We start from the raw sequence: 22122 nt of genomic DNA, 5'->3' as shown, positions 1-22122 counted from the left end.
CTCTCATCTGTAAATCCCCCTTTATCATTAAACATATGAACAGGAAAGAATACCTTAAAACCATGTTTTTAGGACTAGCCTCGATACCCATGGCTGGAAATACTCAAATATGGCAAAATGAATCAAAAGTTAAAGCTGATAAAAACAGTGTGTTATCCGTAAAAAGCAGCTGGGAAAGGTGGCCGGATATAAATTGGACAGGTCCGGGTTTTTGGGGTAACCGGTTGCAGGACTGGCAAATAAGGAATGGGAAAGTAGCGTGTGTTGTATGTGGTGCCAACAGAACTCTCCATCAACTTCAATATCAGTTAGGTAAACACCCTGGAGATTTTTCAACCAGTATCACTATAGAGCTTACTGCCAAGACAAACAGTTTAAAGGACAGAATTGGCTTTAGAATCGGCGCTAAAGCCGGAGATTATCCTTGCCCGGTAACGTTTCAAGATTATCGAAGAGATGCCATTTTTGGGAAAGGTTTAGAAGCTGGCATATACACTAATGGAAATATATTCATAGGCGATAAAACCGGAAGCATCCCCATAGACCCCAACGTCCCTGTTCGGTTAACATTAAATGCCAGGAAAAACAACGACACATACAATGCAGAGTTCTATGCTGTTAGCACATTAAACAACAACATCCTAGACAGGATAGAACTTAAAAACATTTCGTCACAAGACCTGGTAGGCAACATCGCATTATTATCAGATTTCACTTCTAATAAAGAAGAAAAAGACACTCCGGCAGGCTTCTTTTATGACTGGAATATTTCAGGAAAGAAATTAAAAGCCTCACTTCAACAAACATTTGGCCCAATTTGCTTCTCACAATATACACTACATGAAGGGGTTCTTAAAATGACGACTCAGTTAGCTCCTGTTGAAAAAATTAAAAATCATAAGGTTATATTGCAGGTTTTTAAACATAATAAATGGGAGACAATTGCACAATCAGTAATAGACCCTCTTTCACGCACAGCTCATTTCAGAAAAAACAAATGGAACGAAAACAAGGATATTCCCTATAAGGTAGTACTTGAGCTTCCTTTAAAAGACAATATTGAAAAATACTCTTATGAAGGTATTATTGCCGCTAATCCGGTTTTTAACGATCAATTAAAAGCGGCCGTCTTTAGTTGCAATTGCCATTATGGATTCCCAAATAATGAAGTTGTAGAAAATACTTTAAAACATCGTCCTGACCTGGCGCTTTTTCTTGGAGATCAGTTTTATGAAAATCACGGGGGGTTCAGGTATCAGAAAGGACCATTGGAAAAATCTATTTTGGATTATTTACACAAATGGTATATGTTCGGCTGGTCGTACCGGGATATTTTCAAAAATATTCCATCGGCTTTTCTTCCTGACGATCACGATGTCTATCATGGTAATGTATGGGGTGAAGCAGGAAAGAAAGCTTCTGTTAATAAAGGATGGGGATATAATTCTCAGGACGGCGGCGGATATAAAATGCCCGCAGCATGGGTAAACGTCGTTCAGAAAACACAAACCAGCAACCTTCCGGATCCTTATGATGCAACACCTGTTAAACAGCATATTGGTGTTTATTATACACATTGGAATTACGGTAACATCAGTTTTGCTATCCTGGAAGATCGCAAATTTAAATCCGCTCCAAAAAATGTACTCCCTCCGGAAGCAAAAGTAATGAACGGTTTTATCCAAAATCCGGATTTTAACATTAAGGATCATTCACATATAGAAGCAGCCCTATTGGGCGAAAGACAAATCCGTTTTTTAGATGATTGGACCACCAATTGGAACGGAGCACAAATGAAAGCTGTCATTTCACAAACCACTTTTTGTACTTTACAAACCTTGCCAAAAGGTACAATGATAGACGAAGTTAACCCCAGGCTTCCAATACCGGAAAAAGGTCATTATATACCAGATGATATGCCAATGGCCGATATGGATTCTAACGGATGGCCTCAAAAAGGCAGGAATAAAGCCATCGAAACGATTCGCAAATCATTTGCCTTTCATATAGCAGGTGATCAGCATTTACCGGCTACCATACAGTATGGCGTAGACGAATACGGGGATTCCGGTTTTGCATTCGCCGCACCGGCTCTTAATAATATCTGGCCGCGACGGTGGTGGCCACCCTTAAGTCATGGTCATAAACCACTACTGGGAAGACCCTTATATACCGGTGATTTTGACGATGCCTTTGGCAATAAACTGACTGTAGTATCTGCCGCGAACCCATATAAAACGCATAAAAAACCTTCTGTTATTTACGATCGGGTCACAGGTTATGGAATTATTGTTTTTGATAAAACGAAACGGGAAATTAAAATTGAATGCTGGCCAAGATATGTAAATCCATCAATCAATCCGGATGGTCAATACGACGGATGGCCTATCGTAATAAAACAAGATCAAAACTATGGCAAGAAAGCAAAAGGATGGATGCCCGGGTTGCAATTTGTGAACGTTTCAAACCCTGTAATAGAACTATACGACGAAAAAGACATACTTGTTTATAGCCTGAGAGTCAATAGCAAATCTTTCACCCCTAAAACTTTTTCATTGAAAAATCACCGGCTTATAATTCGGAATCCGGAAACCGGTTTTTTTAAAGAAATTAAAGATATCAGTGCTTCGAAAGAACAGAACAGGCGTATACAAATTTAAATTATCCGGAATTATTGATCATAAACGCCTTTATACCTTAAAAATCATACATAACAACAATTCCGTATTTTATTATAACTATAATTTAAAAACCGAGACTCTTTATCTCAAGAGTCTCGGTTTCTGTACCAGTCAAGAACCAGGTTAAACTTTTACCAGCTTCCATTTACCTTTTTTAAACCAATAGATCGCAACCAGGGCTATCAGCGATTCGGCAAGCATAATTCCCCAAAAAACACCTTTTGGTCCCCAGTCAAAAGAAAGCGCTGCTATATAAGCGAACGGTAACTGAAACATCCAGAAACAGAAAAAATTAATAATGGTAGGTGTTCTGGTATCCCCTGCTCCGTTAAAAGCATTTGTTATAGTCATCCCGTAGGCATATAGCACATAGCCTGCAGCAACTATCCGTAAGCTCATGGCTCCGTATTTTACCACTTCCGGCACGTCACTAAACCATCCGATTATGGTATTTGCAAAAAACAAATACAGCAACGAAACCAGAATCATAAAATAAGCATTGTACTTACTGGTCTTCCATACGGAAACCTCTGCCCTGTCCGGCTGATTCGCTCCCAGGTTTTGTCCGACCAGGGTTGCCGCGGCATTACTCATACCCCATGAGGGCATTATAGTAAACATCATAATCCGGATGGAAATGGTGTAACCTGCCAATACTTCACTACCAAACTCACTAATAATCCGCATCAGGAAGATCCAGCTTGATGTTCCTATTATGAATTGCCCGATTCCTCCCAGAGATACTTTAATCAGGTTCAGCATTACCTTCGTTCTGACCACCAGGTCTCTATAGGCCAACTTAATACGTGTTGCTCCATAAAACAATACAAATAACTGAAAAATAACTGCAGTTCCACGGCCGATTGTGGTCGCTATTGCTGCTCCGGCAACACCGTATGCCGGAACAGGGCCAAACCCGAATATTAAAATGGGGTCCAGTATAATATTAAGACCATTAGACAGTACCAGTGCCCACATGGCCATAGAGGCATTCCCTGCCCCCCTAAAAATTGCATTAATCAGGAACAAAAGTACTATGGTTATATTTCCTCCGAACAAGATTTGTGTATACCTGTAGCCTTCTTCAATCAAATCGGTTTCTCCTCCCATAAGAGCCAAAATTTCTTTGGGAAAAGAAATCCCTATAATACTTACCACAACGGCAACGATACTCCCCAATAAGATTATCTGAACTGCTGCCTGATTCGCTCCTGCATTATCCTTTTCCCCGATCCGACGTGCAACAACTGCCGTCGCAGCCATACTAAGTCCGACAGCTACAGCATATACTAAAGTAATTACCGATTCGGTAAGTCCGACCGTAGCAACAGCATTCGTACTTACCCGTGATACATAAGCTATGTCTACTAAGGCAAAAACCGATTCCATACACATTTCCAATATCATTGGTATGGAAAGCATAAATATTGCCTTACGGATGCTTCCCCGGGTATAGTCCATTTCTTTACCTGAAACAGCATCTTTAAAAAGGTTAAAAATCTCTTTGATATTATATTTACTCGATGTCATTAGATTAAGCGATTAAAAAATAAAAGTAATTAATTTGGGGAAAGAATATCGTGGAATATCATGCCAAGTTAAAAGGCCAATCCGCACTCTTTATCACCCGTCGGTTGTTATTGGTCAGTACCGAAAGTGTCCGGTACTTCAGTCTGCTATTATCGCTATCAGAATCATATGACAAAGGTGCTGCTTTTTTTCAAAAAGACAACACCTTTTTATGCTTTTTTCGGTATCCCTGAAAAATAAAGAGATTCCGGACTATAGCTGTTGTTTTTGAAGGGAATCATTATTGGTTCTTATTTTTTAATTGATTATCCACTTATAGTCTCAACAGCTTGTTTTCGTTATATTGAACTTGTTTCAGTATCTTGTGCTGTTTGCAAATCAACATTTTACAAAGATCTAAAACAAGTTCAGGCTCACGAGCAGTTTTATGAGTAATTACGGATATTCTGTATTTTTTAAATAATTAATTTTAATAATTATCGATATAGGAACTGTTTTTTTATCCTTTTCATTTTTATGATGCCGGGAGTTGTTTCTCATCAACTTTTTTAATAAAATTTGCCGATACAACGAACCTAGTTTGTTTCTTAAGCCATGAATTCAAATTTAAAAAAAAGGGTAGCGGTCAGTGCTATGTTCTTTTTAAGCGGGATTTGTTTTGCCAGCTGGGCCAGCAGGATTCCGGATATTAAAAATGCACTTGGCCTCAATGAAGGTCAGCTTGGTGGCGTACTGTTGGGCCTGCCTGCCGGTTCTTTGGTGGCTTTACCTTTAGCCGGTTGGATGGTACATAAATTTGGCAGTAAGAAGGTGGTTGTCTTTTCCGCTATTTTATATGCCTTGTTCCTGCCCTTATTGGGCATGGCTGATTCTATAATAACGCTTATTGGTGCTGTAATCCTGTTCGGTCTGGTTGGCAACCTCACAAACATTGCTGTTAACACCCAGGCCATTGGTGTAGAATTTTGTTATGGAAAAACCATTATGGCCTCTTTCCACGGATTGTGGAGTCTTGCCGGTTTTGTCGGCGGGGTTATCGGTGCTGCCATGATTGATCTAAAAATATCTCCTTTTCTTCATTTTCTTATTATTGGCATACTGTGTTTTTTTATAATCGTATTCGCTTATGGCAATATGCTTTCAGAAGATGTCAATAAATCGACCGATAGCAGCATGGTTTTAAAAAAACCTGATCGTCTTTTATTAAGAGTCGGTATTATAGCTTTTTGCGGAATGATGTGTGAAGGTTGTATGTTCGATTGGAGCGGTGTGTATTTTGACAAAATAGTACATGCAGATGCCAGTCTTATGACACTGGGATATATTGCATTTATGAGCACTATGGCTACAGGAAGATTTATAGCAGATCATTTTACACAACGTTATGGAGCCATCATATTGCTTCAGTTCAGTGGTGCCCTTATATTCACAGGGTTGCTGATTTCCGTCCTGTTTCCTTCTATTATTTTTGCAACGGTAGGTTTTTTATTAGTTGGTGCAGGAACATCTTCGGTTATCCCGCTCGCATTTTCAATGGCAGGACGATCTGAGTCATACAGTCCGGGAATAGCATTAGCCATGGTTTCAACCATAGCTTATTTCGGTTTTCTGTTCGGTCCTCCCCTTATCGGTTTCGTTGCAGAACAGTTCAACCTAAGGGTTTCTTTTATGCTTATCGCCATTGTAGGGGCCTTCATAGCTGTTTTAAGTACCACGGGGAAGCACATCTTAAAAACACCTTCGAAGACATAAAAGTATATTTTCAACGGCACAATTCCATACTTTTCACACCTGACCAGATATCTTTACAGTCCCTGTAATATATCGCCTCTTTCACAGGGACAAGCGTCTGAGCTCCCGATATTCGTGCCAGAATTAAATCCCTGCTATCGGGTAAAGAATTAAAATCCTGTTCCTCAAACACTCAAAATATAGGATTTTCCCCCTTTTTAACGATCTTTGCTTGTCTTTTTCAAAATATATTATAATTTTTAATCAAGTTTATTTCTTACTGTAAAGTGCTTATTAATCAAATACACAACTCTGGAACATTGAACCGGGAAAGGTTTACATTAAAAATTCTATTGACCGTAATTTTTGGGTTAATAGTTTCTTTTTGTGTAAAAGCACAGGAACACAGCTTTCAAACCGACCTGTCATATGTATTAAGAAAGAAGTTCTCTTCGACAGACTCTATCTCAAAGTACATCATGAGGTATCGAAGAGATACGACCAAAATCCAGACGCTATTATTAAAATCAGAACAGGAAAACTATATCGAAGGACAGTCATTTGCCAATAACCTGTTGGGAATTTATTTCAGGGATAAATCTGAATATCAAAGAGCCATTCATCTGCATAATAAGAGTTTTGAGATGGCAGGCAAAATTGATAATGACGAATTGAAAGCATCTTCCTTAAACATGCTTGGGGTGGTTTACAGAAGGATGGATCAGGTACGGATGGCTCTTGACAGACACCAGATGGCGCTCAGTATTGCTGAAAACAGTCCGTTAAAAAGTGAATATATTACCAAATCTATTACCATTTCATACAACAGTATAGGTAATATCTACCTAACGTTAAAGCAATATGAAAGTGCCGAAGAATACTTCAGAAAAGCACTTTCACTGGAAGAATTTATCCATAGTAAACTAGGTTTAGCCATTAATTACCACAATATAGGCTACACATATGAAGCCAGGGGGATTTTTGACCAGGCTTTAACCTATTACAAAAAGTCGCTGGCTTATAACGAGGAAATAAATTCAGATTTAGGAAAAGTTATCTGCAATAATAGCATTGCTCAAGTATACCTGAAGCAAGGCAGCTATCAAAAAGCGCTGGAGTTAATAAGACCGACATTAAAAACATCAGAAGCTATTGGCGATAAATATTATATAGCAATGGCTCATGTCAGCACCGGATGGGCAAATACTGAACTCGAGCATTATGCAGTTGCATTAGAACATTTAAATGAAGGCTTAAAAATATCGAAGGAAAACAACTTACAATCATTCGAAGCTGAAGCTTACAAACACTTGTCTAATCTATATGCATCTCAAAACGATTATAAAGAAGCATTAAAATACAACCGCCTGTACCAGGCCAAGGAAGAACAATTCCTGAACGAAAGCAACCAACGCTATATGTTCGACCTGCTTACCAAATACGATGTTGAAAAAAAGAAAGCACAGATCGAGCTTCTTGAAAAAGAAAATGAAATTGTAAACATTCAACTCGAACAGCGAAACAAAATATTTATGTTCATTATTATGTTTTCGCTGTTAACCATTGCCTTTTTGATCATTCTCTACAGGCAAAAAAAGCTTGCAGGTGAGAAACGGTTTCTGAGTATGGAACAAAAATTATTGCGTCTGCAGATGAATCCGCACTTCATATTCAATTCACTGCTCTCTATAAAGCTATACATGTTAAAAAACGACAAGAAGAGCGCTGTTGCTTACCTCGACCAGTTCTCTAAACTTATCCGAACCATTTTATCGACCTCTATGGAGAAAGAGATATCCTTAGCTGATGAACTAAAGACCATGCAGCTATATGTGAATATTGAGAATATCCGTCTGTGCAATGAAATAGACTATCAGGTGGAAATTGACGACTCTTTGAATCTCGACAGCATTAAAATACCCTCACTTACCTTGCAACCTTTTATTGAAAATGCTTTATGGCACGGATTATCAGCCAAAGAAGGGGACAAATCGTTAAAACTGAGTGTACATAAAGACTCCAATGACTTTGTGGAGATCAGTATCTTAGATAATGGGATTGGCCGTGAACGAACCATGAAAATTGAAACCGAGAAAAAAAATACTCAAACCAAGTCTATTGGAATTGCACTGACCAGAGAGCGTTTAGCCAACTTCTCAAAAAACTTCGCCAATATGCATAGTTTGAATATCATAGATTTATACAAGAACAATACCCCTTCAGGAACCCAGGTTATTTTAAAGATTCCGGTACGATAGGAGTTTTTATATACATGCAAATAAAGCTGTATCGAACCGACTGATATGCCATGAAGTCTAAAAATCGAAACAGTTCATCTTTCCTTCCGGGTTTTCAGAAATTCAATACGATTAAACTTCCCGCAAATATAAAATGCCATACTAATGCGATCATCGAAGGAATCTACCTCACAACATCCCCTCTTAATTCACTTCAGAGGCAGCACCTCTTACACATTAAATACCGTTATTTTAATTTAGATTTCTTTACTCCGTTCCCGTTTTTATAATATTTTTTGGCTCTCCAGTAGCTGATCGCCCCTATTAATCCTACGAAAGCCACTGAATAATACACAAATGTAGGCGTTATTACTTTATCACCACTAGCATAGCTGTGAAGCCCTACCAGATAGAAATTCACCCCGAAATAAGTCATCATAATACTACCATAGGCCACAACACTGGCAAAATTAAAGGCCCAACGCCCCCTTAAACCTGGAACAAGTCGCATGTGGATCACAAAGGCGTATACCATAATACTGATTAGCGCCCATGTTTCTTTTGGATCCCAACCCCAGTAGCGTCCCCAGCTTTCATTAGCCCATTGTCCACCCAAAAAATTTCCTATGGTCAACATTACCAAACCTACGGTTAAGGCCAGTTCGTTTATAATGGTTATTTCCTGTAGAGCCAGTTGCATTTTTTTCTTATTCTTATCGTTGGTGAAGATCATTAGAAATAAGGCTACCAACCCGAGAATCATTCCCAGCGTAAAAGGTCCGTAGCTACCTACAATCACAGCTACGTGTATCATTAACCAATAACTATCAAGTACCGGTTGCAGGTTTGCTATTGAAGGATCGAGCCAGTTCATATGAGCTCCCCATAATACGATTGCTGTTACGAAGGCAGTAGCTGCCACCGTCATATCACTCTTACGGGCAAATAGCAAGCCCATTCCCATGGTAGCCCAGGCCACATAGATCACACTTTCGTATGCATCACTCCAAGGAGCATGACCACTAATGTACCACCTGAATGCCAAACCTGCCGTTTGCAGAACAAACAAAGCGAACAATATAAACTTACCTCCTGTAATAAACTTGTGAGTCCACCTGGCTTCTTTGAATATCTGTATAATAATTAAAACAAACATTAACAAACCTACCAGAAGATAATACATCATTAACTTCTCAAAGATGTTTATTTTATTATATAAGATTTCAGTCTTTATTTTATTCTCTGATGGCAATACATCACTACCATAATTCTTTTGGTTTTGTTTAAATGCTTCTAGCATTTTATCAGCTTCGGCATAGTCACCGGTGGTTTTAGCCTGCCGCAACATCATTAAATAATACGGAATGGAATTATTAATAAAGTTGGCATAAAGCGAATCCTGAACCTTGAACTGACCTGTATTAAACTCTGTTCTGGAAATCCATTTGTTGTTTTCGTCTTCGGTAAGCGGAAAAATCTTCATGATCTCACCACTTAACGCCCTGTTTAATAGTCCCAGTTTTAAATCAAATTCTTTAAAAGCTTTCTGAAACTGATTGGGTGTATTTGTAGCATAAGCTTCCTGAAGATAAGGAGCCAACTTATACCCTCCTTTTTGATCGAAAAAATCTGTTGCCTTCACAAATTCCTGCTCTTTAGGAACCCCTATTATTTTATTAATACTATCATTTTTTGTCGTAACATATATAAAATTCACATGGTACCAGAGGGATGGATTCTGCATCATGGAAAGCATTACCTGGTCCTGATCCATTCCTTTAAAAGTATTACTTTTATGAAGTTTACGGAACATTTCGGCGGCAAAGGTATTAATAGGCTTCATACGTCCGCCGTCATCCTGAATTACCAGTTCTCCGAATTTATCAGCATGTTCTCTTGAAATGATAGTTGCATTTAATACTGAGTCTACCTGAGCAGCAGAAGGCACCATATTATGCAAATGTTGCTGCTCATTAGTATGCGCGTGATCATCAGTATGTTGATGATTATCCTGAGCAAACGCATTGAGTGCAAAAAAGAAAACTAAAATACCCGATAAGGTAGCTTTTTTAGCCTTAACCTTTTCCAGTTTTTTCCCAAGTTCCCTAAATCTTGTTTTCCCAAAGAACATAATCCCCATTAAACCTGTGTATAACAAGAAATACCCTATATAAGTAATCCAGGTGCCCCAGAAATCGTGATTTACTGAAAATACGGAGCCTTTTTCATCCGGATCGAAGTTAGCCTGAAAGAATCTGTAGCCACGATGATCCAAGACATGATTCATGTATATGTGATAATCGAACGGACGTTCATCCAATACGGTAACCTTGCTTTCAAAAGAAGCATATCCCTTTTCGGTTCCCGGATACTTTTGAGCTATAAAGTCATTTAATTGAATACTGAATGGTAATTGATGGCGGATAGACCCATAGGATAAATGAAACTCGAGTCCACCCAGATTTATTGTCTTCGGATCGTTAATAAAACCTCTGCCTCCCAACAGCTTCACCTGCCTGGTTTCTTCTCCGACACTAACATCGATAATAATAGCATCCTGCATATTCGGATTTTTCTCCTTCGCTTCCACCACCCCGTAATTTCCTTTTACAGGTCCTTCAGGAAAAACAAACTGCATGCCCGCTGCCGAATAAAGTGAACGCATCTGCAATTCCTGCAAACTATCCTTCACCAACATTCCTTTCGCCTGATCTGCCATACGCATGTATTCACCTTCGAAAGGAGACTTAATCGTACTCAGGGTATCCGTTATATTTATATTAATAGCTCCGTCAGTCGGTTTGTTATAAGCGAAAAGTACATTATGTATACTGGAAACCTCCCCTTTTTTCAAATAATGATCGTGGCGTTCGCCCCCTCCTGACTCTACTATTTTAAGATACGTATCTCCGTTCTCATCTTCAATAAGTCCTTCTTCAGCACCTTTTATAAACCCTGCATACGAAACTTTAAAAGGTTGTCCGTTAAAATCTGACTTCCACGGAAGGCTTGACTTTTCTGCTTCAGATGTTATTAAAACCTCCTCTTGTAACATTTTACGACGCATTTCTCCATCCATTTCTCCATCAACCATTACAGAAAGATATGTTTTATGCGTCAGGATATAATCTGCCGTTTCTCCTTCTCTTACAGGCATCATTCCTTCGAAGCTTATATAACGCGTTACAAACGCTCCAAGAATAATTACAACAAATGATAAGTGAAGTAATAAAACAGGCCACTGACCCCATTGAAGCAATTTGTACTTTTTAATATTTCCTATAAAATTTATTACAAAAAATACCATAATAGCTTCAAACCACCAGGCATTATATATCCATATACGGGCCGTATCCGTACTATACCAGCTCTCTATAAAAGTTCCGAAGGCCATGGCTACAGCAAAAACTACAAATAAAACAGCCATTAAACGAGTAGAGAAGAGTGTTTTTTTAAGAAGGTCTTCCATCGAAGTATAAATAAGTTTCTGATTTGAATTCAGTGTGCAAAAATAGGGTTTAAATATGGATTCTCATAGTTATTAACAATACTTAAAGATTCGTACAGAGAGCAAACATGCAAATCATTGCCAAACAGTTTAAGGATTCAAGTTCTATTTATCACGTCACCGGAAGAAATACAATACCCTATAACAGACTATAGGTAATATTCGTACACTCAATTACAGTATCGTGCGTCTAAAACTCAAAAAGCAACAACAGCTGTTTTTTCTTTTCCTTTCACTATCACTAAACAAATTATATGATTAATTTAGCTGAATGACTACAGTGGTACTTCTTGGAACAGGCAACGTTGCTACGCATCTTTTTAATGCATTTCAACAGACGAAAAAGATAAAGGTTGTTCAAATATTCAGCAGAAATATATCTAAAAACAATGTGGGTAACATGAACCCCATTATTACCGACAATCTCAAAGAACTGATCGATGCCGATCTGTATATTATTGCTGTTTCTGATGATGCTATAGCACAAGTGTCTGATCAGCTTCAATTAAAAAACAAACTGGTTGTCCATACGTCCGGGAGTACACCTATGGCTGCTCTAAATACAAAAAACAGACGGGGAGTGTTTTATCCGCTCCAGAGCTTTTCAAAAGAAAAAGCCGTAGATTTCAATAAGATTCCTCTTTGTCTTGAAGCTGAAAGCAAAGGTGATGAAACGATCCTTGAAAAAGTAGCAAAGGCTATAACCCCAAAAACTTATTTTATCAGCTCCGAACAAAGAAAAGCCATGCATATAGCCGCAGTTTTTGTAAATAACTTTGTAAACCATCTGTATCATATCGGAAATGAAATTTGCCTCGAACACCATATCCCTTTTGAAATTTTACAACCATTAATTCAAGAAACGGCACAAAAAGTGCAAATAATAAACCCAGTAAATGCCCAAACCGGGCCTGCGCGAAGAAATGACGAAAAAACCATAAATTCGCAACTTGAACAATTAAACAATAAAACTCATAAGGAAATTTACGAGCTGATGACTCGGTCTTTAATTGAAACCTATGGAAGAGAAAAGTTATAAAGAATATCTTGAACACATAACCACTTTTATTTTTGATGTCGACGGTGTGCTGACCGATGGCTCCGTACTGGTTACCACAGATGGGGATATGCTCCGTAAAATGAGTACCCGCGATGGTTATGCCCTAAAAACTGCGATACAGAAAGGTTATAATGTGTGCATTATTTCAGGAGGAAGCAATGAAGGTGTCAGAAAACGTCTTCGGGGATTAGGAGTTACAGACATTTACCTTGGTACGCATCATAAAACGGAACAGCTTGACGAATATCTCGATATTTATGATATTAAAGCTGAAAATGTGATGTATATGGGAGATGACATCCCGGATTTAGAGGTCATGAAACTCATCGGCCTTCCCTGCTGCCCTAATGACGCTGCTTCAGAGATCAAAGAAATATCGAAATATATTTCTCATAAAAAAGGAGGAAAAGGCTGTGTGAGAGACATTATTGAACAAGTATTAAAGGTACAGGGAAAGTGGAATGGTGATGAAGAAAAAGATGCCCAATACGATTAATTAACTGCTATTTTTTCATGCTGAACGATATTTTAAAAAACCATCATCTGATCCTGGCTTCAGGATCTCCCAGGCGTCAGAAATTTTTTAAAGACCTTGGACTGGACTTCGAAATACGCTTAAAACCGGTTGAAGAAATTTGTCCGGATCGACTTCGTTACAGCGACATTCCTGATTTTTTAGCTCAATTAAAAGCAATTCCCTTTAAGGAAACTTTAAGCGAAAATGATATATTAATCACCTCAGATACAATTGTTTGGCACAACAACCAGGCACTAGGAAAACCTAAAACAAAACAAGAGGCTTTCGAAATGCTCCAATCGCTATCGGGTAATGCTCATGAAGTCATCACATCTATCTGCCTGACCACCAACAAGATTCAAAAAACAGTAAATTCCATAACAAAAGTATTTTTCAATGAGTTAACAGAAGAAGAAATTCGCTTTTATATTCAGAATTACAAGCCATTTGACAAGGCCGGTGCCTACGGTATTCAGGAATGGATAGGACTCGTTGGTATTAAAAAAATTGAAGGATCATACTTTAATGTAGTTGGATTACCGGTACATTTGCTGTATAAAACGTTAAAAACAATAGTGGAGTAAGCCATGAGGGAATTTTTCACTTCTTACCAAGACGAACTCTTACAAACCTCAATCACTATCATCATTTTAGTGATTGTACGCTATATCTTTCATAAAGCTGCCCGGAAAGTTGGCGTGCTAAGTGATTTTAATACCGTAAGGACCACACTTATCATTAAATACATCAACGTAGTGCTTTCTATCCTGCTACTGGCCATTTTGAGCTTAGTATGGGGCGTGAATTTTAATGACCTGGGACTTGTTCTTTCATCTGTATTTGCAGTCATCGGGGTCGCATTATTTGCTCAATGGTCGATTTTAAGTAATATTACCGCCGGAGTTATATTATTCTTTTCTTTTCCCTATAAAATAGGTGATCGTATAAAAATATTAAACAAAGATTTTCCGACAGAAGGTATTATTGAAGACATCAAAGTATTCCACATGCATATCAGAACGGACGAAGGAGAGCTCATCACCTATCCCAATAATCTGTTTCTTCAGATTGGCGTGACAAAAATAGATAAGGAAAGTCATGACGATGCTACAGACAGCATTTAGTTAAAGAATTTTTAAAAAGTCCGGTTTAGGGTATCATATTTTCTATATTTGGAAGACTCACACAAACCAACTAACATGCGAAAAATTATTTTTTTCCTTATTTCCGCAATCTTTTTCACACCATGCTTAAAGGCACAACAACCTAAAAAATATACAGCCACAGAAATTTACGAAGCCATCCAAAAACTAAATTTCCTGGGCTCTGTACTGTATGTGGCCGCACACCCGGATGATGAAAACACCAGGCTCATTTCTTATTTATCGAACGATCTTAAAGCAAGAACCGCATACCTTTCCCTAACCAGGGGGGATGGCGGACAGAATCTGATCGGTACGGAATTGCGGGAGTTACTGGGTGTCCTTCGGTCGGAAGAACTATTGGCTGCCAGAAGAATTGATGGCGGCGAACAGTTCTTTACACGGGCCAATGATTTTGGATACTCCAAGCATCCCGATGAAACTCTCTCGATCTGGGATAAGGAAAAAGTGTTATCGGATGTAGTGTTGACTATCAGAAATTTTCGCCCCGATATTATAATTAACAGATTCGATCATCGGTCTCCGGGTACAACACATGGTCACCATACCTCTTCAGCCATGTTGACCTATGAAGCTTTTGATCTCTCCGGAGATCCTACCAGGTTCTCCGACCAATTATCGAACACGATTGCATGGCAACCAAAAAGATTATTTTTTAATACCTCCTGGTGGTTCTATGGTAGCCAGAAAAATTTTAACAAGGCTGATAAAACCAATTTATTTGAATTCGAAATTGGAAACTATTACCCCCTGAAAGGGGTTTCTAATAATGAGATCGCTGCTTTAAGCAGGAGCCAACACAGGTCGCAAGGATTTGGCAGTATCGGTTCCCGGGGGAATCAGACAGAGTACCTGGAGTTTTTAAAAGGTGAGAAAACTAATGGAAAAGCAAGCTTGTTTGAAGGAATAAACACCACGTGGACCCGGGTAAAAAACGGAAAACCCATTGAAGTTATACTAAAAGACATCGAGCAAAACTTTAACTTCAGGGACCCTGCTGAACACCTTCCCCAATTGGTAAAGGCATACCGGTTAATTGAAAACATTGAAGACGACTACTGGAGATCATTAAAGTTAAAAGAAATTAAACGTATAATCGAAGCTTGCTCCGGACTATTTTTAGAAGCAGTCGCTGATGATGCCTCTGCCAATCCGGGTGATAAAATCAACCTCACACTGGAAGCTATCAACAGAAGTGATACTCCTTTGATGCTTAAAAGCGTTATAGCCAATCCTGGTAACAGGGTTCAATCCCTTCATAAACCCCTTCAAAATAATCAGAGAGAAAACATCAGCCTGGAAATTCCGCTAGCTAAATCAATGGCCTATACCGTTCCCTATTGGTTAACTGAAAAGCCTGAACTAGGCATGTATCAGGTAAAAGACAAGAGCCTGGTAGGGAAACCGGAAACTCCGAGAGGACTCTCCGTCACTTTTAATATGGTATACGACAATTCAGTAACGATTCCTATAACCAAAGAAGTAGTATATAAGTTTTCAGATCCGGCAAAAGGAGAAATATACCAACCCTTTGAAATCCTGCCTCCGGTAGCTGCTGCATTTGAAGACAAGGTGAATATTTTCCCTGATGCACAGGCGAAAGAAGTGACTCTTAAAGTAAAAGCCCTTAAAGACAATATTGCCGGCAGGATCTCTTTGGAGATACCTGAAGGTTGGAAGGTCAGTCCGGCTACCATCAATTTTTCGATCAATAATAAAAAAGAAGAAAAAACCGTGACATTTCAGATCACCCCTCCTGCCAATGAAAATGTTGCAACGATCAAGCCTTTAGTCCGTATTAACGGGGATGCCTATTCCGGAGCATTAATTGAAATTGCCTACGATCATATCCCCACGCAAACAGTACTGATCCCCTCTGAAGCAAAAGTAGTCCGGTTAAACATAGAAAAGGCGGGAGATCATATTGGATACATCGCGGGTGCCGGTGATGCGATCCCTGAAAGCTTACAACAAATAGGATATAACGTCATTACTATTCCACCTGAAGATATAACCCTAGAAAACTTGCAAAGGTTTGATGCCGTTGTTGTCGGGATAAGAGCCTATAACGTAGTTGATGAATTAAAGTTCAAACAAAAATTCCTCTTAGATTATGTTAACCAAGGGGGTACTATCATCGTACAATATAATACGACATGGAGGAACGGTGATTTTCCGGTAAAAAACCTGGCTCCCTATCAGTTGCAGCTATCAAGAGACCGGGTAACTGATGAAAACTCTGCTGTTGAAGTATTAACACAAAACCATTCGTTAATTAATTTCCCAAACAAAATCAGTCAAAGTGATTTTAACGGATGGGTACAAGAACGTGGTTTATACTTCCCGAATAAATGGGGAGATGAATTTACCGCGGTATTGTCTATGCATGATAAAGGCGAATCGCCTAAAAAAGGCAGTTTACTGGTAGCTCGATATGGAAAAGGTTACTATATTTATACGGGACTAAGTTTCTTTAGAGAGCTTCCTGCCGGTGTTCCCGGTGCATACAAACTTTTTACGAACATGCTTTCTATCGGAAAAAAACAGGTTAAAACAGGTAATAAAAATATTAAAGGATAATAGATGCTGGATAAATTTGAATGGAAAAAATGGTACACATTGGTTCTTGTTGCTAATGCTGTTTATATAATTGTTTTTTATCTGATAATGACCGGTAACCGCTAATATATGGAGTCGATTGATTGGATTGTATTATCGGGTACGCTGTTATTTATTGTTCTTTACGGATACTTTAAAACGAGGGGAAGTAAAAATGTAAGTGACTATATTCTGGGCGGTAATGAAGCTAAATGGTGGACAGTAGGGCTGTCGGTAATGGCTACCCAGGCAAGTGCTATTACCTTTTTATCAACTCCCGGTCAGGCATTTCACGACGGAATGGGCTTTGTACAGTTCTATTTCGGCTTACCTCTTGCCATGATCATCATCTGTATGGTCTTTGTACCGATTTACCACAAACTTAAGGTATATACCGCCTATGAATTCCTCGAGGGCAGGTTTGATCTGAAAACACGATCGCTGGCGGCCATCCTCTTTTTAATTCAAAGAGGCCTTGCAGCCGGTATTACAATTTTTGCACCTTCAATCATCCTTTCTGCCGTATTAGGATGGGATCTGAAAACATTGAATCTCATCATTGGCGTTTTGGTTATTATCTATACCGTATCGGGGGGTACAAACGCGGTGAGTGTTACCCAAAAACAACAAATGTTTGTTATTATGACGGGGATGTTCATAGCCTTTTTTCTTATTTTGAGCTACCTGCCCAATGATGTTACATTTTATAAGGCACTTAAAATAGCCGGTGCCAATGATAAATTAAACATCGTTGACTTTTCCTTTGATACTTCAAGTCGATATACTTTCTGGAGCGGAATAACGGGAGGCTTGTTTCTTGCGTTGGCCTATTTTGGAACCGATCAGAGCCAGGTACAAAGATACCTTTCGGGCAAATCCGTCAGAGAAAGTCAATTGGGCCTTATTTTTAACGGATTACTCAAAGTCCCCATGCAGTTCTTTATTTTATTGGTAGGAATCATGGTTTTTGTTTTTTATCAATTCAATCCTGCTCCTCTTAATTTTAATCCTGCAGCTACGGAAGCTGTAATGAATTCTGAAATAGCCCGGGAATATCAGGAGCTCGAAAAAGATTATAAAAAACTCGAAAGGGAAAAAAAGATGGCCCAGGATCATTTTTCATCGGTATTGGATGTAAAAGATTTTGACATGACCCTTGAAGCCAAACAACATATTCAGGAAATTAATAAAAAAGAAAAAGAATACCGTAATTCGGCCAAGAAAATAATCAATACGGTAAATAAAGACCTTGAAACAAATGACAAGGATTATGTCTTTATTCATTTCATCCTGAATAATCTGCCTAAAGGACTCATAGGTTTATTGTTGGCTGTTATTCTATCTGCGGCCATGTCTTCTACCGCATCCGAGTTAAATGCATTAGGAACCATAACAACCATCGATCTGTACCAGCGTTTTCAGAAAAAGGAACGCACTGAAAAACACTTTCTAAAGGCCACCAAATGGTTCACGTTCCTATGGGGGATCATTGCAATTTTATTTGCCAATTTCGGATCTCTTTTTGAAAACCTTATTCAACTTGTCAATATCATTGGCTCCATATTTTACGGTAACATCCTGGGGATTTTCCTGATAGCATTTTTCATTAAATTCATTAAAGGCAATGCAACTTTCATTGCTGCCATACTTACCCAGATAATTATCATCGTTACTTATTATTTTGCTATCGGAATTCAACCGGAAGGACAAGAAAAACTTAGTTATTTATGGCTAAACTTCATAGGGTGCCTGTCGGTTATTTTACTTGCTCTGATTTTTCAATTAATGACTTCCAGCCGTCATGAACAACAAATATAAAAAGATACGTTGGGGGATTATCGGGTTAGGCAATATTGCCGAAAAATTTGCTGAAGATATGCAAGCCGTCGATAGCGGCCTGTTATATGCTGTTGGATCAAGAAATTCTTCTAAAGCACGAAATTTTGCTGAAAAACACCACGTACAAAAGGCATACGATTCTTATGCCGGTCTTTTAAAAGATGAAAATATTGATGCTGTTTATATCGCCACACCACATAGCTTGCACAAAGAAAACGCTTTGGCCTGTTTAAAAAACAAAAAAGCAGTTCTATGTGAAAAACCTTTGGCGATGAATGAAGCCGAAGTAAAAGAAATGATCTACATGGCAAAAAGCAATAATGTACTTTTAATGGAGGCCATGTGGACTTATTTTTTGCCACATTACCGGTATGTTCTGGAACTTCTTGACAGAAATGAATTTGGAAAACTTAAAAAACTGGAAGCTGATTTCGGTTTTAAATCTGAATTCGATAAGAAATCCAGGCTTTTCGATAAAAAACTCGGAGGAGGAAGTCTTTTAGATATTGGGATTTACCCTGTATTTGCTGCATTGTCTGTCTTGGGAGTACCGGATAAAATTGATGCTACTGCCCACTTTCTGGATAATAATATTGACACTCAGTGTCAAATAAAATTCACTTATCCGGATCAAGTGATTGCTCAATTGAAAAGTACTGTCATAGAAAACACACCTACAACTGCAACCTTTTATTGTGAACACGGGATCATAAAAATAAACAAGAATTTTTACGGCCCGACAACTGTGAGCATCCTGTCAGGAACAGATAGCCAGACAGTCGATTTTGGCTATCATACAAAAGGGTATACTTATGAAATTGAACATTTTAACCGGCTCCTCATCGATGGTAAGAAGGAAAGTCCGGTCATGAGCCATGATTTCAGCCTCCGGCTCATAAAAACCCTGGATCAGATCAGAGATCAAATTGGACTGAAATATTAAAAAAACTGACCCCCAGAGGCAACCCAGGCCCCTGGTGACATCAGAGCACTGTTCTTAAAGTTATACTTCTTCCAGAATTTGAGCTGCGTGGTCTTTCGTTTTAACTTTATCAATTACCCGCTCTACAACTCCATTTTCATCTATGATAAATGTTTTTCTATGAATACCATCGTATTCCCTCCCCATAAACTTCTTAGGTCCCCAGACCCCAAAAATATTAATGACTTCTTTGTTTTCATCTGCCAATAACGGAAATGGAAATTCGTATTTATTCTTAAAATTAGATTGACGTTTCTCAGAATCTGCACTGACCCCCAACAACTCGTATCCTTTTTCTTGTAACTCTTTATAATGATCCCTTAAATTACATGCTTCGGCGGTACAGCCGGGGGTACTTGCCTTAGGGTAAAAGAAAACCACTAACTTTTTTCCTTTATAATCTGATAATGAAATCTTATTACCATCCTGATCGCTTACGGTAAACGCCTTTACCTTATCTCCTGCTTTTAATGTATTCATAGACTATTTTTTTAAAGTTTTATTGAAATTAAAAGGAACTATTTTGATTAAAAATCGCAAATTTGCTCCTAAGGATTTGAGCAAATTTATATAAAACATGACGAAAGCAGAAAAAGTTGACTTTGTAATTGATAAGCTGGAAGAATTATATCCGAAAATTCCTGTTCCGCTAGATCATAAAGATCCTTATACCTTATTGATTGCGGTATTATTGTCTGCTCAAAGCACCGATGTACGGGTAAATCAGATTACTCCTGTCTTGTTTGACAGAGCGGACAATCCTTATCGAATGGCTAAAGTGCCGGTGGAAGAAATCCGTGAGATCATTAAACCGGTAGGGTTGTCACCAAAAAAGTCTAAAGCTATTTCTGAACTATCTCAAATACTAATAGACAAATACAATGGTGAAGTACCGGAAGAACTGGAGGCTCTGGAAACATTACCCGGTGTAGGTCACAAAACAGCCAGTGTTGTGGTCAGTCAGGCATTTGGAATCCCTGCCTTTCCGGTAGACACCCACATTCACAGGCTGATGTATCGCTGGGGCTTATCCAACGGTAAAAATGTCGTACAAACGGAAAAAGATGCGAAAAGACTGTTTCCTATAGATAAATGGAACAACCTGCATCTTCAGATTATCTGGTATGGCCGTCAGTACTCGCCGGCACGTGGCTGGGATATTGATAAAGATATAATAACCAAAACTATTGGAAGAAAAACGGTAATAGACGACTATTATAAAACAAAAAAGACCCGTTAGCTTTTCGTTTCCAACAGGTCTTTTACACTACGCAGTCAATTAGTTCAAAATACTTTCAAACTGAATATCATTGTAGTCAATAACACTTAAAGCTCTGGAGTAATTCAACAGAAAATCTATTGTTTCACTTTTTGGTTTTAAATCTTTTGTTTCAAAAAATTCTTTAGAGTAAAAATTTGCCATATTGATATTTTAGGATGTTATAGTTTATCAACGTGGCTTATCGCTCTTTATTGCTTAATTAGTTAAAATAATATTATTCTTTTCTATAATTTTCCGCATGTTAATAATTGCATAACGCATTCTGCCCAGGGCGGTATTGATACTCACACCGGTGACATCGGCTATTTCCTTAAAGCTCATGTCTTTATACATCCTCATGATTAGCACCTGTTTTTGATCTTCCGGCAATTGCTCAATCAATAAACGGATATCATTGTCTACCTGGTCTTTGATAATCTGCTTTTCTACATTTAATGCAGTATCACCCAATACGGTAAATATATTAAAATCGTCGGTGCCTTCAAATTTAGGCATCCGTACATTCTTTCTGAAATGGTCTATAACTAAATTCTGAGCGATCCTCATCACCCAGGGCACAAATTTTCCTTCTTCATTATACCTGCCTTTCTTTAAAGTATTGATTACTTTAATAAAAGTTTCCTGAAAAATATCTTCAGTTATGTCGCGATCACATACCTTCGAAAAGATAAAACTATAAATACGGGCTGAATGTCTGTTGATTAAAATTTCCAAGGCTTGTTCTTCTCCTTGCAGATATCGTCTAATAAGAGCAGAGTCTTTGGGCAATTGTTCCATACAAAATCACTTTTTATAAGATTCGGGCTTATCCAACGTTATTAAACCAATAATAACGGATATGCTTTAAAAGTAATTTTGTTAAATAGGCGTTTTGTTTAGACGGTTATTCAACCAAATATAAAAACATATTCTTAAAAAATACAAATTTCGGCTCCACTTTTTAACTTTTTTTGTTTGCAGTATCCTCTTTTAAAGCAATAAATAGATCATTATC

At 38.3% G+C, this 22122-nt stretch carries 16 protein-coding genes; 11 read left to right on the top strand and 5 right to left on the bottom strand.

Annotated elements, in window-relative coordinates:
* The first annotated feature begins 35 nt into the window (after positions 1-35).
* On the top strand, positions 36-2660 hold the full coding sequence (locus MQE36_RS12060) for an alkaline phosphatase D family protein (RefSeq protein ID WP_242936230.1): 2625 nt from the start codon (positions 36-38) through the stop codon (positions 2658-2660).
* A 144-nt stretch (positions 2661-2804) separates the two neighbouring features.
* On the opposite strand, the gene MQE36_RS12055 is transcribed toward MQE36_RS12060, so the two are convergent.
* Positions 2805-4211: an MATE family efflux transporter gene (locus tag MQE36_RS12055; RefSeq protein ID WP_242936229.1), complete on the bottom strand. Its 1407-nt coding sequence runs from the start codon at positions 4209-4211 to the stop codon at positions 2805-2807.
* A gap of 594 nt (positions 4212-4805) precedes the next feature.
* Here MQE36_RS12055 and MQE36_RS12050 point away from each other — a divergent pair.
* Together MQE36_RS12050 and MQE36_RS12045 are read left to right on the top strand one after the other, a co-directional pair.
* Complete coding sequence (locus tag MQE36_RS12050; RefSeq protein WP_242936228.1) at positions 4806-5963, top strand: MFS transporter; 1158 nt, start codon at positions 4806-4808, stop codon at positions 5961-5963.
* 332 nt (positions 5964-6295) lie between these two features.
* Positions 6296-8200: a tetratricopeptide repeat protein gene (locus MQE36_RS12045; RefSeq protein WP_242936227.1), complete on the top strand. Its 1905-nt coding sequence runs from the start codon at positions 6296-6298 to the stop codon at positions 8198-8200.
* Positions 8201-8426: 226 nt separating this feature from the next.
* On the opposite strand, the gene MQE36_RS12040 is transcribed toward MQE36_RS12045, so the two are convergent.
* Entirely contained in the window at positions 8427-11648 is a 3222-nt protein-coding gene (locus tag MQE36_RS12040; protein WP_242936226.1) for a cytochrome c biogenesis protein CcsA, read from the bottom strand.
* A gap of 310 nt (positions 11649-11958) precedes the next feature.
* Between MQE36_RS12040 and MQE36_RS12035 the strand changes: the two genes are divergently transcribed.
* The 7 genes from MQE36_RS12035 to MQE36_RS12005 all read left to right on the top strand — a co-directional run bounded on the left by MQE36_RS12035 (position 11959) and on the right by MQE36_RS12005 (position 19807).
* The gene (locus MQE36_RS12035) at positions 11959-12726 is read left to right on the top strand and encodes a Rossmann-like and DUF2520 domain-containing protein (RefSeq protein WP_242936225.1); all 768 of its coding nucleotides are present in this window, start codon (positions 11959-11961) and stop codon (positions 12724-12726) included.
* Positions 12707-13243, top strand: coding sequence for a KdsC family phosphatase (locus MQE36_RS12030; RefSeq protein ID WP_242936224.1), 537 nt, complete (start codon positions 12707-12709; stop codon positions 13241-13243). Before MQE36_RS12035 ends, MQE36_RS12030 begins: the two co-directional genes overlap by 20 nt.
* Before the next feature lie 17 nt (positions 13244-13260).
* Complete coding sequence (locus tag MQE36_RS12025; protein WP_242936223.1) at positions 13261-13848, top strand: Maf-like protein; 588 nt, start codon at positions 13261-13263, stop codon at positions 13846-13848.
* Between the two features lie 3 nt (positions 13849-13851).
* A complete protein-coding gene (locus MQE36_RS12020) occupies positions 13852-14388 on the top strand; it encodes a mechanosensitive ion channel domain-containing protein (protein ID WP_242936222.1) in 537 nt (178 codons plus the stop codon).
* A 75-nt stretch (positions 14389-14463) separates the two neighbouring features.
* Positions 14464-17007 carry a PIG-L family deacetylase gene (locus tag MQE36_RS12015; RefSeq protein ID WP_242936221.1) on the top strand — a complete coding sequence of 848 codons (2544 nt, stop codon included), beginning with the start codon at positions 14464-14466 and terminating at the stop codon, positions 17005-17007.
* A gap of 108 nt (positions 17008-17115) precedes the next feature.
* Positions 17116-18843 (top strand): sodium:solute symporter family protein, encoded by a 1728-nt coding sequence (locus tag MQE36_RS12010; protein ID WP_242936220.1) that lies wholly within the window; start codon positions 17116-17118, stop codon positions 18841-18843.
* The gene (locus MQE36_RS12005; RefSeq protein WP_242936219.1) at positions 18827-19807 is read left to right on the top strand and encodes a Gfo/Idh/MocA family protein; all 981 of its coding nucleotides are present in this window, start codon (positions 18827-18829) and stop codon (positions 19805-19807) included. Before MQE36_RS12010 ends, MQE36_RS12005 begins: the two co-directional genes overlap by 17 nt.
* 60 nt (positions 19808-19867) lie before the next feature.
* Here the strand turns inward: MQE36_RS12005 and bcp are convergent, their stop codons facing one another.
* On the bottom strand, positions 19868-20326 hold the full coding sequence (gene bcp / locus MQE36_RS12000; protein ID WP_242936218.1) for a thioredoxin-dependent thiol peroxidase: 459 nt from the start codon (positions 20324-20326) through the stop codon (positions 19868-19870).
* Between the two features lie 97 nt (positions 20327-20423).
* Between bcp and nth the strand changes: the two genes are divergently transcribed.
* Positions 20424-21086, top strand: coding sequence for an endonuclease III (nth, locus tag MQE36_RS11995; RefSeq protein ID WP_242936217.1), 663 nt, complete (start codon positions 20424-20426; stop codon positions 21084-21086).
* 39 nt (positions 21087-21125) lie between these two features.
* Here the strand turns inward: nth and MQE36_RS11990 are convergent, their stop codons facing one another.
* The gene (locus MQE36_RS11990) at positions 21126-21269 is read right to left on the bottom strand and encodes a hypothetical protein (protein WP_242936216.1); all 144 of its coding nucleotides are present in this window, start codon (positions 21267-21269) and stop codon (positions 21126-21128) included.
* Positions 21270-21323: 54 nt separating this feature from the next.
* A complete protein-coding gene (locus tag MQE36_RS11985) occupies positions 21324-21905 on the bottom strand; it encodes an RNA polymerase sigma factor (RefSeq protein WP_242936215.1) in 582 nt (193 codons plus the stop codon).
* Positions 21906-22122: the final 217 nt, after the last annotated feature.

Source organism: Zhouia spongiae, from assembly GCF_022760175.1.
Lineage (GTDB): Bacteria > Bacteroidota > Bacteroidia > Flavobacteriales > Flavobacteriaceae > Zhouia > Zhouia spongiae.
Note: the sequence above shows the minus strand (reverse complement) of the source record. Positions and strands in the feature narration are given on the sequence as shown.

Bases quoted from the DNA above. Each gene is read 5' to 3' on its own strand.
- MQE36_RS12060 (WP_242936230.1), top strand. From the start codon at position 36: ATGAACAGGAAAGAATACCTTAAAACCATGTTTTTAGGACTAGCCTCG.
- MQE36_RS12055 (WP_242936229.1), bottom strand. From the start codon at position 4,211: ATGACATCGAGTAAATATAATATCAAAGAGATTTTTAACCTTTTTAAA.
- MQE36_RS12050 (WP_242936228.1), top strand. From the start codon at position 4,806: ATGAATTCAAATTTAAAAAAAAGGGTAGCGGTCAGTGCTATGTTCTTT.
- MQE36_RS12040 (WP_242936226.1), bottom strand. From the start codon at position 11,648: ATGGAAGACCTTCTTAAAAAAACACTCTTCTCTACTCGTTTAATGGCT.
- MQE36_RS12035 (WP_242936225.1), top strand. From the start codon at position 11,959: ATGACTACAGTGGTACTTCTTGGAACAGGCAACGTTGCTACGCATCTT.
- MQE36_RS12030 (WP_242936224.1), top strand. From the start codon at position 12,707: ATGGAAGAGAAAAGTTATAAAGAATATCTTGAACACATAACCACTTTT.
- MQE36_RS12025 (WP_242936223.1), top strand. From the start codon at position 13,261: ATGCTGAACGATATTTTAAAAAACCATCATCTGATCCTGGCTTCAGGA.
- MQE36_RS12020 (WP_242936222.1), top strand. From the start codon at position 13,852: ATGAGGGAATTTTTCACTTCTTACCAAGACGAACTCTTACAAACCTCA.
- MQE36_RS12015 (WP_242936221.1), top strand. From the start codon at position 14,464: ATGCGAAAAATTATTTTTTTCCTTATTTCCGCAATCTTTTTCACACCA.
- MQE36_RS12010 (WP_242936220.1), top strand. From the start codon at position 17,116: ATGGAGTCGATTGATTGGATTGTATTATCGGGTACGCTGTTATTTATT.
- MQE36_RS12005 (WP_242936219.1), top strand. From the start codon at position 18,827: ATGAACAACAAATATAAAAAGATACGTTGGGGGATTATCGGGTTAGGC.
- bcp (WP_242936218.1), bottom strand. From the start codon at position 20,326: ATGAATACATTAAAAGCAGGAGATAAGGTAAAGGCGTTTACCGTAAGC.
- nth (WP_242936217.1), top strand. From the start codon at position 20,424: ATGACGAAAGCAGAAAAAGTTGACTTTGTAATTGATAAGCTGGAAGAA.
- MQE36_RS11990 (WP_242936216.1), bottom strand. From the start codon at position 21,269: ATGGCAAATTTTTACTCTAAAGAATTTTTTGAAACAAAAGATTTAAAA.
- MQE36_RS11985 (WP_242936215.1), bottom strand. From the start codon at position 21,905: ATGGAACAATTGCCCAAAGACTCTGCTCTTATTAGACGATATCTGCAA.